Here is a 14,595-nt window from a genome sequence, read left to right on the forward strand (position 1 = left end):
CCGCGAGCGGCCCTGCGGGGGAGAGGCGTTCGCGTCGGGGGCGGCGGCGTCGGGGGAGCCGCCGAGGTCGCGACGCCACTCCGCAGGCCCCCGCACGGCACGCGCCCGGTTCATCGGGCAGGGCGCGGCCCCGCGGGTCGCCGGCGGGGAGGTCGGCGACCGCGACTGCCGGGCGGTGCCCCTTCGGGGGTGCCGCCCGGTTCGCCGGAAGTCCGTGCCCGGGCGCGGTTCGGCTACGCGGGGCTCCTCGCCGTGACGCGGCGTGGCGTCCCCGGCGTGGCGTCCCCGGTGTGGCGTCCCCGGTGTGGAGGGCGGTCCGCCGTCCCCGGCGCGGGAACGTCTCAGCAGGGGCGCTTGCGCAGGGCCGTCACGTAGTCGTGCGGAGCCCCGGCGGACTCGGCGGCGTCGGCGATCTCGCCGAGGTAGCGCGGCGAGGGCAGGCCGCCCTCGAAGCCGTTGAGCACGTACGTCCACGCCGCCTCGTCGCCGTCCAGCGTGTGCACCCGCACCCGCATGCGCCGGTAGATGTCGAGGCCGACGCCCTCCCAGCGGTCCATCGCGTCCTCGTCCATCGGAGCGATGTCGTACAGCGCGACGAAGACCTCCGAGCGGGGCGCCTCCACCAGCGTGGCCAGGGCCCCCTCCCAGCCCATGTGCTCGCCGCCGAAGGTCAGCCGCCAGCCCGTGATCCAGCCGGTGCCGCGCAGCGGTGAGTGCGGCGCGCGGCGGGACATCAGCCGGGCGTCGAGGTTTCCGGCGTACGCGGCGTAGAGCGACATGGGTACGAGGGTACGGGAGCGGCGTCCGGCGGATCGGGTGTCGCGTGGGCGAGGGGGCCGGGCGGTGTGCGCGGGCCCGGTGCGAGACACTGGAGCACGTGACTCGGATCGTGATTATCGGTGGCGGACCCGGCGGATACGAGGCGGGGCTGGTGGCCGCGCAGTTCGGAGCGGAGGTGACCGTCGTCGACTGCGACGGCCTGGGCGGGGCGTCGGTGCTGACCGACTGCGTCCCGTCCAAGACGCTGATCGCCACCGCGGAGGTCAAGACCAATTTCGACGCCTCCTACCAGGAGCTGGGCATCACGCTCGGCGGGCACGCGGCGGAGAACGGCATCGGCGTGGACCTGGGCAAGGTCAACCGCAGGGTGAAGCGGCTCGCGCTGGCCCAGTCGCACGACATCACCGCCTCGGTCACCCGAGCGGGCGCGCGGGTCATGCGCGGGCGCGGACGGCTGGAGCCCCACCAGGCGCCCGACGGGTCCCGGCAGGTCGTCGTCCAGGCGGCGGACGGCAGCGAGGAGACGCTGACGGCGGACGCCGTGCTGATCTCCACCGGCGGTCACCCCCGGGAGATCCCCGACGCGCAGCCGGACGGCGAGCGCATCCTGAACTGGACCCAGGTCTACGACCTCGAGGAGCTGCCGGAGGAGCTGATCGTGGTCGGCTCCGGCGTCACGGGCGCCGAGTTCGCCGGCGCCTACCAGGCGCTGGGCTCGCGGGTCACCCTCGTCTCCTCCCGGGACCGGGTGCTGCCGGGCGAGGACCCGGACGCGGCGGCCGTCCTGGAGGACGTGTTCCGGCGCCGCGGCATGAACGTGATGAGCCGCTCGCGCGCGGCCTCCGCCAAGCGGGTGGGTGACCGGGTGGAGGTGACGCTGTCCGACGGACGGGTGATCTCCGGCACGCACTGCCTCATGGCCGTCGGCGCCATCCCCAACACCTCCGGCATCGGTCTGGAGGAGGCCGGGGTGCGGCTGAAGGACTCCGGTCACATCTGGACGGACAAGGTCTCGCGGACGTCGGCTCCCGGTGTCTACGCGGCCGGCGACTGCACGGGCGTGTTCGCCCTGGCCTCCGTCGCGGCGATGCAGGGCCGGATCGCGATGTACCACTTCCTGGGCGAGACGGTGACGCCGCTGGACCTCAAGACGGTCTCGGCCAACATCTTCACCGACCCGGAGATCGCCACCGTCGGCTACTCGCAGGCCGACATCGACGAGGGCCGGATCGACGCCTGGGCGGTCAAGCTGCCGCTGCTGCGCAACCCGCGCGCGAAGATGCAGGGCGTGCGGGACGGTTTCGTGAAGCTGTTCTGCCGTCCGGGTACCGGGATCGTCGTCGGCGGCGTCGTCGTGTCGCCGCGGGCGAGCGAGCTGATCCACCCGATCTCGCTGGCGGTGGACAACAACCTGACCGTGGAGCAGATCGCGAACACCTTCACCGTGTACCCGTCCCTGTCGGGCTCGATCGCCGAGGTCGCGCGCCAGCTGCACACGCGCAAGGCCTCCCAGGACTGACGTCGTACGCCTCCTGCCGGGGCGCGCACCGCGTGCGGGGCGCGCACCGCGTGCGGGGCGCACGCCCGGGGCGCGTCTATACCAGAACGGGGCGTGCGACATGACCAACTTCGGTTGATTGCGGCATATAGCTGAAAGTTGGCGGTCGTTCACGTTACTGTCAGTTCCGTGTTCGCTGCAGAACGTCGACAACTGATCCTCGAAATGGTACGAGCCAACGGAGCGGTATCGCTGCGAGAGTTGGCCCGCGTCGTCCAGACCTCCGAAGTCACCGTGCGGCGCGACGTGCGTGCCCTGGAGTCCGAGGGGCTGCTGGACCGCCGCCACGGCGGCGCGGTGCTGCCCGGCGGGTACACCCGGGAGTCCGGGTTCCCGCACAAGTCCCATCTGGCGACGGCGGAGAAGACGGCCATCGCCGACGTCGCCGCCTCCCTCGTGCAGGAGGGCGAGGCCATCGTCGTCGGCGCCGGCACCACGACCCAGGAGCTGGCCCGCCGGCTCGCCCGGGTGCCGGGGCTGACCGTCGTCACCAACTCCCTGCTGGTCGCCCAGGCGTTGGCGCACGCCAACCGCGTCGAGGTGGTGATGACGGGCGGCACACTGCGCGGCTCCAACTACGCGCTCGTGGGCAGCGGGGCCGAGCAGTCGCTCCAGGGCCTGCGGGTCTCCCGTGCCTTCCTCTCCGGGAGCGGCCTGACGGCCGAGCGCGGCCTGTCCACGTCCAACATGCTGTCCTCCAGCATCGACCAGGCGCTGGTGCAGGCCGCCGCCGAGGTCGTCGTCGTCGCCGACCACACCAAGCTCGGCACGGACACCATGTTCCAGACGGTGCCGACGGACCTCATCACCCACCTCGTGACGGACGAGCCCCCGCCCACCGAGGAGCGGGCCGCGGGCGAGTTGCAGGCCCTGGCCGACCAGGGCGTGCAGATCGCGGTCGCCCGGCCCGGCCCGGTGGCGGAACAGCCGGAAGCGCCGAAGCCCGCGCGGCACGACGTCCCGCTACCCGGTCAGCGGCGCAACCACCCGACGGCCCCCGCGCTGCGGCCCGCCCCGGGCCCCGGCCCCGGCCCCGTCGCCGACCTCGCCCCCCGCCGCCGCGGCTAGCCTCCCCCGTCGTCGGCTTTCCGTCGTCGGGGCCGTGCCGCCGCCCGGCGTGCGAGACCCCGCACCGGCCTGCGCGCTGCGGTGCGGGGTCCCGTGGGCCGTCCGGGATGCGCTCGGGGGTATCGCCTCCCGGTGTTCGGCGCCCGGTGGGGCCTTCGTTACGGCTTCGGGGTGGCGTGCGGGGCGCAGGTCACGTCCCGCGAGCCGACCTCACCCGTGAGGAGGTAGGCGTCCACCCGGTCGTTGACGCACGGGTTCGTCAGGTCGACAACACCGTGGGAGCCCGCGTCCCGCTCGGTGATGAGCCGCGAGCCCTTCAGCCGCTTGTGGAGCTCCAGCGCGCCGGCGTACGGCGTGGCGGCGTCGCGCTCGGCCTGGACGATCAGCGTCGGCGGCAGCTGCCTGCCCGGCCGGACGTCGACCGGACGGCGCTGCTCCAGCGGCCAGGTCGCACAGGGCAGGTTCATCCAGGCGTTGGACCAGGTGAGGAACGGGTGGTCCACGTTGAGCCGGGTGTGGTCCCGGTCCCAGCGCTTCCAGCTGCGCGGCCAGCGCGCGTCGTTGCACTCGACGGCGGTGTACACGGCGTTGCCGTTCTCCGCCCGCCGGTTGCCCTCGACATCGGACGGGTCCGGGGCCGCCGCGTCGATCAGCGGCTGCGGGTCGCCGTTCTCGTAGGCGGACCAGGCCTTCGCCACCGGGGCCCACAGGAAGTCGGCGTAGGCCGTGCCGATGAAGTGGTCCAGCAGCTCGGCCGGGCCGACGACACCGCCCAGCGGCTCGGCCTTCGCGGTCGCCCGCAGCTCCTCCCAACGCGCCTGCACCTGCCCGGGCGTGGCGCCCAGGCCGTAGGTGGCGTCGTGCTCGGCCACCCATGCCTTCCAGTCGTCCCACCGCGTCTCGAACGCGACGTTCTGGTCGAGGTTGGCGCGGTACCAGATCTTCTTGCGGGACGGGTTGACGACGCTGTCGAACACCATGCGCCGCACGTGCGTCGGGAACAGCTCGGCGTAGACGGCGCCGAGATACGTGCCGTAGGAGATGCCGAAGTAGTTCAGCTTCTCCTCGCCCAGCGCGGCGCGGATGACGTCCAGATCGCGGGCGGTGTTGGGCGTGGTGAGGTGGGGGAGGAGATCGCCGCCGTTCTCCGCGCAGCTCTCTGCGTACTCCCGGGCGAGCTTGCGGTGGGCGCGCTTGTCGGCCTCGTCGTCCGGCACCGGGTCGGGCTTGGGAGCCTTGACGAACTCCTGCGGGTCCACGCAGGAGACGGGCGCGGAGCGGCCGACGCCGCGCGGGTCGAACCCCACGAAGTCGTACGCCTTCGCCACCTCGGCCCACACCGGCCGCTCGCCGGTCAGCCGCAGCGGAAAGCGCAGCCCGGAGCCGCCGGGCCCGCCGGGGTTGTAGAGCAGCGCGCCCTGGTGCTCCTCCTCGTCACCCGTCGCGGTGGCGCGGGAGACGGCGAGCTCGATCGTCTTGCCGTTCGGCGCCGCGTAGTCGATGGGCACGGTGACCCAGCCGCACTGCACGGGCTTGGCCAGGCCCCAGTCCCCGGGGCAGTCCTTCCAGTCGACGCCCTGTTCGGCGGCGCGCTCGGCGGCGATCCGCACGCCACGTGCCTCCGCCCGCTCCCGGTGAGGCCGGTTGTCGCGCTGGGCGGCGGCCGTGGACGTGCCGGTGGCCGAGGTCCCGTCCTCCGTGGCCGTGGGGGAGGCCACGGCGGACGGGACGGCTATGACGCCCGCGATCAACGCGGACGAGGCGAGGGCGCCCGCTGTCGCGAGCGCGATGGTGCGCTGGGTCACGTTGGTGATCCCCCGGGTTCGTTCGGCCGGCCGCGCTTCGCGGCCGGACGTGCACAGGTGGTCAGGGGGATACTTCAACGCCGGGAAGCCGCCGCAACACCTCCCGGCGCGCTTCTTTACCCGTGCATGACCAATTTCAGCCACCCGTGTGTCCCGCCCGGCCGACCGGCCACCAGGTCCGGCCGAACGGCGGGATCACACGCGGCCACCCCGCCCCCCATCATGGCCACCACCCACCCCACGGGCCTGGCCGGATGTCCGGCAACCGCAGTGGAACAAGGGACACTTGGGACATGCAGCGAACCGTGCTCTCCGCCGACCCCCGGGCCCTGACCGCCGACCCCCACCGCGCCTACGCCGAACTGCGCGCCGCCGGGCCCGTACACCGCGTCACCGGGACGGACGGCAAACCGGCCTGGCTCGTCACCCGGTACGAGGACGTGCGCCGCGCCCTGGCCGACCCCCGGCTCGCCCTCGACCGGCGCCACGCCCTCCCCGGCAACTACGCCGGCTTCAACCTCCCGCCCGCGCTCGACGCCAACCTCCTCAACATGGACCCGCCCGACCACACGCGGGTCCGGCGCCTCGTGGCCAAGGCGTTCACCCCGGCCCGGGTCGAGAAGCTCCGCGAACCCGTGCGCGAACTCGCGCACACCCTCCTGGACGCCGTCGAGCCGGACGGCCGCGCCGAGCTCATCGCCGCCTACGCCGGGCCCCTGCCCATCACCGTCATCTGCGACCTCCTCGGCGTCCCCCAGGAGTCCCGCCCCGACTTCCGGTCCTGGACCGACACCCTCATCACCCCCGACCCGGAGCGCCCCGAGGCGGCCAGGCAGGCCGTCGGCGCCATGCTCCGCTTCTACACCGGCCTCATCGCCGCCAAGCGCGACACCCCCGGCGACGACCTCCTGTCCGACCTGATCACCGTCCGCGACGACGACGGCGACCGGCTCACCGAGGACGAACTGACCTCCCTCGCCTTCCTCATCCTCTTCGCCGGCTACGAGAACACCGTCCACCTCATCGGCAACTCCGTCCTCGCCCTCCTCGACCACCCCGAGGTCATGCGCTCCCTGCGCGGCCGCCCCGCCACCGAGCTGGCCGACGCCGTCGACGAGCTGGCCCGCTTCGACGGCCCCGCCCCGCTGGCCATCCGGCGCTTTCCCGTCGAGGACCTCGACATCGGCGGCGTCACCCTCCCGGCCGGCGAGACGGTCCTGCTCTCCCTCGCCTCCGCCAACCGCGACCCCGAGCGCTTCCCCGAACCCGACACCCTGCAACCCGCCTCCGGCGGCGCCGGACACCTCGCCCTCGGCCACGGCATCCACTACTGCCTCGGCGCCGCCCTGGCCCGCATGGAGACCGGGGTCGCCCTCTCCGTCCTCCTCGACCGCCTCCCCGGGCTGCGCCTCGCCGTCCCCCGGCACGCACTGCGTCACCGCCCCACCTTCCGCGCCCGCGGCCTCCTCACCCTCCCGGTGACGTGGTGACCGCGATCGACGCGTCCGAGCGCCGCGTCCGGAACGGCGAGGCCCGGCCGTACGCCCCCGGCTTCGCCGGGCTGTGCGCCCGCACGGTGCGGTCACCGGGTCCACAGCACCCTTGACCGGGGTCGGGGAACCCCGGCCAGATCAGGCGTGCGGCACGCTCAGGGCCGGTAGAGCGACTCCACCCGGACGACCTGCCCGGTTCCGTCGAAGGTCAGGTCGAACCCGACACTGGCGCGTTCTGCGGCCGACAGAGCCATCACCCGGCCGACGAACTCCGTCGGGGAGAGCCCCTCGGCCGGTCCGCGCTCGTCGGCGATCGGCACGTAGGCCAGCACGTTCGCGTCAATGGCCAGGGGCACCGTCGTGAAGGGACCCGTGCCCGGGGTGATCACCCACGACTCGAACCGGGGGTGCGGCTCCTTCTGGGCGAGCCGGACCGACAGCTGGGGCCGGTCGGCGTTGGTCCAGGCCCTCTCGATCTGGACGAACTGCTCGGTTCCGGCCCAACGTGCGGTCTCGTCCGAGGCCCTGTCGTTCTCGTCCTGCTCGGCGGTGGCTGCGGTCGTGTCGGCCGACGCCGGGCGCGCCACCGTGGACGGCTCGACGGCCCCCTTCCCGTCGTCCGCCGCCGCCGCCTCCTCCTGCGCGGCGGGCGGGGCGGTCGTGTCGGCCGACGCCGAGGGCTCGACGGCCGACGGCTTGACGGCCGCCTTGCCCTCGCCTTCCACGGCGCACCCGGTCAGGGCCAGCGCGCCGATGGCGAGCGCGGCGAGGCAGCGTGCGGCGGCCGGGCGGCGTGCGATGTACGTGTTCATGGGTCCCCCAATGGCTCAGATGCGCTTCGTGATTCATGGCCTCTACGCACGAGCCCACCCACCGGGTTGCACACGGGTCCCAGGTTTTTCCGCGGCGCCGGAACTCCCCCGACCGAGCGGCCCGGTTCCGTGCCGCTGGCGAAGGCGACCCCGGTCCTCACCCGGCGTCACGTCACCGCCCGCGGCCGCGAGTACGCGGCGGCCGGACGGGGCGCTCGCCCTACCCCACGCCGCCCTCCCGGCCCCGGGCCGCGTCCGACGGCCCGGCCTGCCCGGCCTGTCCGGACGGCGAATCGGCCGGGCCGCAGTGGTGCAGCAGGGCGGCCCGCAGCCCCGCCGGGTCGGGCCCGGACGTCGTCCAGGCGAGGTGGGCGTCCGGCCGGACGAGGAGCACGGCGACGCCTGGCAGCCCGGGCAGCGGGCCACCGGCGCGCACCGCGCACACGCGGTCGCCCCACGGCTCCGCCAGCTCGGCCCCGGCCCCGTCGGCGGAGGCGTCGAGCAGCAGGAACCGGCCGTCGCGCATCAACTCGCCCGCCGGAACCCGGGGTCGGCCCGGCAGCGGCACCGTGACGTGCGGGAGCCGCCCGCCCGGGTGCGGGGCCTTGCCGCGCACCCCGGAGCCGTAGTCGGTATCCAGCCCCGTGAGCACCTCGGCGGCGCGGCGCCGGTTCCGGGCGGACCGCAGCCGCACCAGCGCCCCCCTCCGCGCCAGCCGACGGCCCGGCGAGGTGGCGGCGGCCAGCCGCGTGGCCCGGTCCGTGGCGGCGAGGGTCCGTTCGGCCTGCGGGCGGCGCTCGGCCTCGTAGGAGTCCAGCAGACCCGGCGCCGCCCAGCCCCGCACCTCGGCCGCCAGCTTCCACCCCAGGTTGACGGCGTCCTGGATGCCCAGGTTGAGGCCCTGGCCCCCGAGCGGCGAGTGCAGGTGGGCGGCGTCCCCGGCCAGCAGGACGCGCCCGGCGCGGTAGCGGTCGGCGATCCGCTGGTGGATCTTGAACCGGGCCAGCCAGCGCACCTCGTGGGGCTCGGGATCGTGGCCCAGCGTCTCCGCCAGCCGGGCCCGGAACTCCTCCGGCGTCGCCTCCTCGTCCCGCCAGCCGCCCTCACCCCCGCCCCGCACGACGGCGAGCCGGTAGGAGCCGTCGGCGTACGGGACGGAGACGACGATCCCGCCCCGCCCCGGCAGCACCAGCAGATCCCGGGGAAGCGGGCGGCGCAGGCGGACGTCGGCGAGCAGCGGCGCCATGGCGTACGTGTGACCGCGGAACGCGATGCCCGCCAGCTCGCGGACCGCGCTGCCCGCACCGTCGCAGCCCACGACGTACCGCGCCCGCTCGTCCCACTCCCCGGCCGGCGTCCGCACCCGCAGGGTGACCCCCTCGCCGTCCCGCCGCAGCTCGGTCACCTCGGCCTCCCGCTGGAGCGTGACGCCCAGGTCCAGCGCCCGCCGCTCCAGCACCTCCTCGGTGCGGCTCTGCGGGATCACGTTGACGAACGGGTAGGGGGAGTCGAGCCCGGAGAAGTCGATGGACGGCGCCGAGCCCACCGTCATCCGGTCGACCGGCCGACCGGCCGCGGCCAAGTCCTCGGCGTGCCCGCGCAGCTGCAGCACCTCCAACGTCCTGCTGTACAGCGTCACGGACCGCCAGCCGTCGGCCGGCGCGGCCCGCCGCTCCAGCACGGTGCAGGCGACGCCCGCAGCGGCCAGCTCGCAGGCGAGGGTCAGGCCGGTCGGCCCGGCCCCGACGACGATGACGGACTGCTCAGGAGCCATGGACGACGACACGTGTACCTCCTTCTCAGACGTCAGCCAGCGGCTTGACGCCGACCACCAGGCAGGCGCGCAGCGGCATCAGGAAATCCGCCCCGACGGGCCGGATGCCCAGCGCGTCCAGGTGGCGGCGCGGGGCGTCGGCCAACCTCTGCCGGATGGCCGCCTCCGCCTCCGCACCGCAGCCCGCCGCCTCGCACCACCGCCCGACGGGCACCCCCTCGCGGCTCTCCGCGAGCGACCCCCGGGCGACGGGCACGTTGAGCCCCTCCTTCTGGAGGAAGCCGATCCACTCGGCCAGCGTGTAGCTGCGCTGGTGCGCCGGATCGTGCAGCACCTCCAGCGCATGGTTGAACGCGTCGACCAGCGGCTCCTCATGGCCCTCCAGGTCGACGACGGCGAGCCGGCCGCCCGGGCGCAGCAGCCGCGCCATCTCCGCCACGGCCGCCCCGGCGTCCCGGAACCGGTGCGCGGCGAGCCGCGACACGACGAGGTCGAACGAGCCGTCGGCAAAGGGCAACTGCTCCGGGAACGCCTCGACCGTCTCGACCGGCGCCGACCGCTCGGCGGCCAGCGCCGCGAACGCCCCCAGCGCGCCCGGAGCCGGATCGACGCCGACGAGCCGCACCGGGCCCTGGTCGGCGAAGGACAGCGCCCCGTCCCCCGCCCCGCACGCGACCTCGCAGATCGCGGCGCCCGGCTGCGGCCCGAGCGCCGCGTGCAGGGCCTCCGTCGTCGGGCTGGGACGGTCGGGGGCACGGGCGGCGAAAGGATCACGGGGTTGCGTGACGTTGCCGGTGCGCTGGCTGGAGAGCATGGTCTGACGCCTTCTTCGAGTCCGTGGGGATGGGGGAGTGAGGGTCACGGTCGTGGCAGGGCCCGCTCGGCGAGCGCGGCCACCGGATCGTGCGGAGCCTCGGGGACCAGCGGCTGCAGGGTGTGGCCCAGCCCCTCCAGCAACCGGACGCGCACGCTGAGCGGATGACGCCCGACGACGCGGCGCGCCGACCACTCCCCGTACATCTCCGGGCCCAGAACGGCGGGCGGCAGCGAGCCCGGCCGCCGCGACCCCTCGTCCGTCAGATAGCCGACGAGGTCGAGCCCGCCGTAGACGAGGTCGACGGAGCCGACCTCCGCGTCCAGGAACGACTCCTCCGCCAGCACGACGCCCACGAGCACGACCCGGTCCGCGCGCCGCAGCCGCCCCGACTCCAGCAGCCGCAGCACCGCCATGCCACCGAGCGAGAACCCGACCAGCCCGAGCGGCCCGGCCACCAGATGCCGGTGCGCCGCCACCAGCTGCTCCAGCCGGTCCGCGCGCACCCCCTCGTCCGCCGCGGCCACCGGGCACCCCGGCTCCCGCCGCGGCATGTCGCACTCCAGCACCTGCGCCCCCGCGGCCACCAACTCCCGCGTCAGCCGCGCCACGAGCCGGGCGTCGGTCCCGTCCTCGTCCAGGGCGGACACGCTTCCCGGCCCCGCGACGACGACGGTCGCCCGGGGCGGTCCCGCCGGGTGCGACCTGCGCACCCGGAACTCGGCGCCGTCCGGCCCCCGCCGCCACGCCGTCCGCCGATGCACGGTTCGCGAGCGCCCCCGTCCCCCGCCGCCGCCCGCGCCGCCCTCGCCCGCGCCGCCCTCGCCCGGGCGCACGTCCGGGCGCACGTCCGGGCCCACGTCCGGGCCCACGTCCGGCGTCGCGCTCATCTGCGGGCCACGCCCTCGCCCCCGGGCCGGGCACCCGGCCCCGGCGGTAACCCGACCCGCCCGGACGGCGGCGCCGTCACCGCGCCGCCGCCGTCCACCTGAAAGGGAATCCTCCGCATGGCCCGCCTCCCCTCGTAGCCGTCACCGGCCACGCGGCACGCTAGCCACCACCCCTAGCGCCCCACTGGAGCCCGAGCCCACGCCCCCTCAGCCGATGGCCACCGGCCGCGACCAGTCGGTGCCCTCGTCGGCGTCGCTGATCACCTGCTGCGGCGACCCGTGCGTCTCGGCCCCGCCCGGGTAGACGTAGACGTTGCCGCTCTTGAACATCACCCAGATGTCCGGGACGTCGTCACCCGTGGCGTCGGGCGTGCCGACGACGAGGGGGATGTTGTCCGGCTCCCACCCCGAACTGCCGTAGACGGCGTCACTCCCGGTGCGGGAGCTGGCGGCCAGCCCCAGGGAGAGGATGTCGGTGCCCTTGCCGTCCGCGTCGGGCTTGCCCTCGCGCAGGATCAGGTCACCGCTCCCGTGCGACCGGAAGACGAGGTCGGCCGTGCCGTCCCCCGTCACATCGCCGACGAGGACGAGGTCGCGGGACGCCCAGACCTGCTTCGTCAGCTGGTGGGCGCTCGCGAAGCTTCCGCCGCTGTAGCCGGTGAAGATCCACAGCTCGCCGCCCGCGTTGGCGAACAGGTCCGGGTGGCCGTCGGCGTCGACGTCTCCCACGGAGAGGATCTGTGTGAGATCGGCGGGCGCGGGGGCGTTGTCCGGGAGCAGCACCTCCTGGCGGCGGCTGACGTCGAAGCCGCTGTAGCCGTCCCCCGGGTAGAGGTACAGGCCGCCGTCGACCCGGGCCACCAGGTCCTGGATGCCGTCACCGGGCAGCCAGTCCCCGTTGTGGGTGATGAGCGCCCCGTCCCAGTAGCCGTCCGGCGTCGGCTTCGTCACGCCGCCGTCCGTGGTGTAGGAGGCGTCCATGCCGGCGTGCAGATCGCCGCTGGAACTGCCCGGGAACGTCCTGAGCCGGCCGGCGTCGGTGACGGTGAGCAGATCCGGGTGCCCGTCGCCGTTGGTGTCGCCGGGCGCGTCGAGGCTCCCGCGCGGGGTCACCGAGAAGCGGTACGCGGTCTGCGCGGAGATGTTCCCCACCGAGTCCACCGACCGGACGTACAGCACGTTGGGCCCGGCCTGCGGCGGCTTGATGGAGACGGTGACGCTCTCGCCGGGGGACGCGGGCGTGGCCGTCGCACCGAAGCCGGTCCAGTTGAAGCTGTACTCGTACCGGGCCACGTCGCTGCTGCCCTCGGGCCCGAAGGTGAACTGGCCCGCCGTGCCGAACCGGACCTTCGACCACGTCGCGTCACTGCCATCGCCGGCGGGGAAGTCGGCCGAGGCCACCGACGGCGACTCGGGCGCGGTGTGGTCCACGACGAACCTGCACGGCTGGGTGCCCTTGGGCGCGTAGGTCGACACGGCCCCCTCGGAGTCGCGGGACCGCACGTCCCAGGAGTAGGTCGTGCCGCTGCTGAAGTCCTCCCACGGCAGGACGACGCTGGCGTAGCCGTTGCTGTCGGCCTTCACGTAGGAGTTGACGAGGATGTTGCCGTAGTCCCCCGTGGGCCACACCCGGAAGTGGAGGTCGCTCAGGTTGCCGTCCGGGTCGGAGCCCTTGGCCCGGAACGTCAGGTCCGACGTGCCCACCGAGGAGTAGGGGCTGCTCAGGTCGCAGTCCGGGCCCGGCGTCATGGTTTGGGCGGTCGGCTGGTTGGGCTTGCGGTTGTAGGTGATCTCGATGTAGGGCGAGTTCTCGCCGTTGGCCCGGAACTTCTTCCACGCGTACGTGTCCGTCTCGCTGTACGCGCGCAGCCCCAGGGCGATCACGCCCCAGCCCCGGTCGGCGGCGTCCTGGGCGGCGGACTTCACGTCCATGCCCACCCACCGGTCGGGACACGAGTTGGGGTCGTAGCCGTGGCCGTTGCTGAGCGAGGACAGGCGACGGCTCCACGAGGGCTGGTTGTTCCAGGTGTTGCTGCTCTTGGCCTCCGGCGTCAGCCAGACGTCGTACCGCCGGGCCGAGCAGCCCCAGGAGTAGGTCTGGAGGAGGCGCAGCGTCGCGGACTCGATGGTCGCGCCCTCCAGCAGCCCGTCGTCGTGCTCGAAGTTGAAGACCGACCGGGACAGGCCGCCACTCGTGGCCTCGTAGCCCACCCGGGCGTGGTTGGTCCCGTCGTTGAAGTTCTGGCCGTTCCAGAAGCTGGAGTTCGGGTGCTTCTTGTAGAGCAGCGTCCAGCTCTGCTTGTGGCCCTTGAACGAGGGGTCGAGGAAGACGGGGTAGACGGTGTCCTCGCCCGTGAGCAGGGCGGTGTCAGGGGTGATGGAGAGGACGTCGTCGTCGCTGAGCCGGGCTTCGAGGCGGGCGTCGTGGGTGCCCGGCTGCGGTCCGGCGAGCCCGGGCAGACGGAAGGCCCCGCCGACACCCTCCCCCTCGGGGGCTTCCTCGCCCTCGGGTGCTTCCTCGCCGCCGGTGGTGTCCTTGCCCGCGGAGTCCCAGGCGAAGGGCGTCGGCGAGGCGGCCATCTCCTCGCCGTCGTCCGTCAACGCCTGGACGGTGCCGGTCACCTCGTCGATGCGGAAGTCGAGGGTGGGAGAGGCGAGTCGGTACCGCAACTCCTCCAACAGCGGGTCCTCGGCGGCCTCCGGCGCGTGCACGATGAGGACGTGCGAGTACCCGCTGTCCCGGGCGGTCAGGAGCAGGTCGACGCCCGGCCGGGCGTCCTCGTACAGCGCACGCGGACCGCTGACGACGGGCTCGGGGAGGGAGCCGGGCCAGCTCACGGTCAGCTCGTGGCCCCCCGTCGTCATGGTGACCAGCGGCGTCCAGGCGGCAGCCCCCGCGTCAGCGGTGACGTCTGTGTCAGCGGTGCCCTCCTCCGTGCCGAGCTGCGTTTGGTGGCCGCCCCGCGTGCCGCCGCTGAACAGCAGGGCGTCGTTCACCGCCTTGGGGGCGTAGCCGCCCTTCACCTTCTCCAGGTCGGTGTCGATCTTCTGCCAGCCGTCGGCGGTGCGGGCCCGGATGGTGTCGCTGTAGGTGCGGGTGCGCAGGAGCCCGTCGGGCTGCGCCCAGGTGGTGGACGACGCGGTGCGCTCGGCCTCCACCTCGACGTCCTCCCCCGTCTCCCTGGCCCGCCGCATCGCCTCCGCGGCCTCCAGCGGCCCCGGCTTCGCCGCGGTGGGCTTCTCGGCGTCGTCCGCAGACGCGGACGAGGGCTCGGCGTCGTCGTCGCCGTAGAAGTGCGCCCCCACCGGAATCGCCAGCGCGAGCGCGAGGACCGTGGCCACGGCGGCCCTGCCGCGCCCCGACAGCCTGCCGCGTGCCGACCGTTTCCCGGGCAGGCGGAAGCGCGATGTCGGCGCCGTGCCGTCCTTCGTCTCAGCGGCTTCCGTGCTCTCCCCGCCAGGCATTCGTCTTTCTCCCCCTCGGGTACCCGTCTCGCGAACCTCTGTCCTCGCGCAAGCGCGGCAACGCGAGCAGAGCATGGCTCATCTCCACGGTTTCGTCACGACTGCGCTGTCCCGGGAGCGCGGGCCGGTGCAACGG

10 protein-coding genes are annotated in these 14,595 nt (G+C 74.2%); 3 read left to right on the forward strand and 7 right to left on the reverse strand.

Going from position 1 to position 14,595, the window contains the following annotated elements:
* Window positions 1–341 precede the first annotated feature (341 nt).
* Window positions 342–779 carry a gamma-glutamylcyclotransferase gene (locus HPT28_RS07150; protein ID WP_219090096.1) on the reverse strand — a complete coding sequence of 146 codons (438 nt, stop codon included), beginning with the start codon at window positions 777–779 and terminating at the stop codon, window positions 342–344.
* 89 nt (window positions 780–868) lie between these two features.
* Here HPT28_RS07150 and HPT28_RS07155 point away from each other — a divergent pair, with 89 nt between their 5' ends.
* Together HPT28_RS07155 and HPT28_RS07160 are read left to right on the forward strand one after the other, a co-directional pair.
* Window positions 869–2,299: an NAD(P)H-quinone dehydrogenase gene (locus HPT28_RS07155; RefSeq protein ID WP_219090185.1), complete on the forward strand. Its 1,431-nt coding sequence runs from the start codon at window positions 869–871 to the stop codon at window positions 2,297–2,299.
* A 204-nt stretch (window positions 2,300–2,503) separates the two neighbouring features.
* Complete coding sequence (locus tag HPT28_RS07160; RefSeq protein ID WP_374226932.1) at window positions 2,504–3,406, forward strand: DeoR/GlpR family DNA-binding transcription regulator; 903 nt, start codon at window positions 2,504–2,506, stop codon at window positions 3,404–3,406.
* A 158-nt stretch (window positions 3,407–3,564) separates the two neighbouring features.
* Here the strand turns inward: HPT28_RS07160 and HPT28_RS07165 are convergent, their stop codons facing one another.
* Window positions 3,565–5,211, reverse strand: a complete 1,647-nt coding sequence (locus tag HPT28_RS07165) for an alpha/beta hydrolase (RefSeq protein ID WP_308119118.1) — start codon at window positions 5,209–5,211, stop codon at window positions 3,565–3,567.
* A 293-nt stretch (window positions 5,212–5,504) separates the two neighbouring features.
* Between HPT28_RS07165 and HPT28_RS07170 the strand changes: the two genes are divergently transcribed.
* A complete protein-coding gene (locus HPT28_RS07170; protein WP_219090098.1) occupies window positions 5,505–6,701 on the forward strand; it encodes a cytochrome P450 in 1,197 nt (398 codons plus the stop codon).
* A gap of 158 nt (window positions 6,702–6,859) precedes the next feature.
* Here HPT28_RS07170 and HPT28_RS07175 read toward each other — a convergent pair whose 3' ends face one another.
* The 5 genes from HPT28_RS07175 to HPT28_RS07195 form a co-directional block, all read right to left on the reverse strand.
* Window positions 6,860–7,516: a hypothetical protein gene (locus HPT28_RS07175; RefSeq protein WP_219090099.1), complete on the reverse strand. Its 657-nt coding sequence runs from the start codon at window positions 7,514–7,516 to the stop codon at window positions 6,860–6,862.
* A 220-nt stretch (window positions 7,517–7,736) separates the two neighbouring features.
* Window positions 7,737–9,302, reverse strand: coding sequence for an FAD-dependent oxidoreductase (locus tag HPT28_RS07180; protein WP_219090100.1), 1,566 nt, complete (start codon window positions 9,300–9,302; stop codon window positions 7,737–7,739).
* 13 nt (window positions 9,303–9,315) lie between these two features.
* Complete coding sequence (locus HPT28_RS07185; protein ID WP_219090101.1) at window positions 9,316–10,104, reverse strand: class I SAM-dependent methyltransferase; 789 nt, start codon at window positions 10,102–10,104, stop codon at window positions 9,316–9,318.
* A 44-nt stretch (window positions 10,105–10,148) separates the two neighbouring features.
* Window positions 10,149–10,994, reverse strand: a complete 846-nt coding sequence (locus HPT28_RS07190; RefSeq protein ID WP_219090102.1) for an alpha/beta hydrolase — start codon at window positions 10,992–10,994, stop codon at window positions 10,149–10,151.
* Window positions 10,995–11,201: 207 nt separating this feature from the next.
* A complete protein-coding gene (locus tag HPT28_RS07195; RefSeq protein WP_219090103.1) occupies window positions 11,202–14,459 on the reverse strand; it encodes a DNRLRE domain-containing protein in 3,258 nt (1,085 codons plus the stop codon).
* Between the last annotated feature and the right edge of the window lie 136 nt (window positions 14,460–14,595).

This window comes from Streptomyces sp. JJ38 (genome assembly GCF_019303475.1).
Classification (GTDB): domain Bacteria; phylum Actinomycetota; class Actinomycetes; order Streptomycetales; family Streptomycetaceae; genus Streptomyces.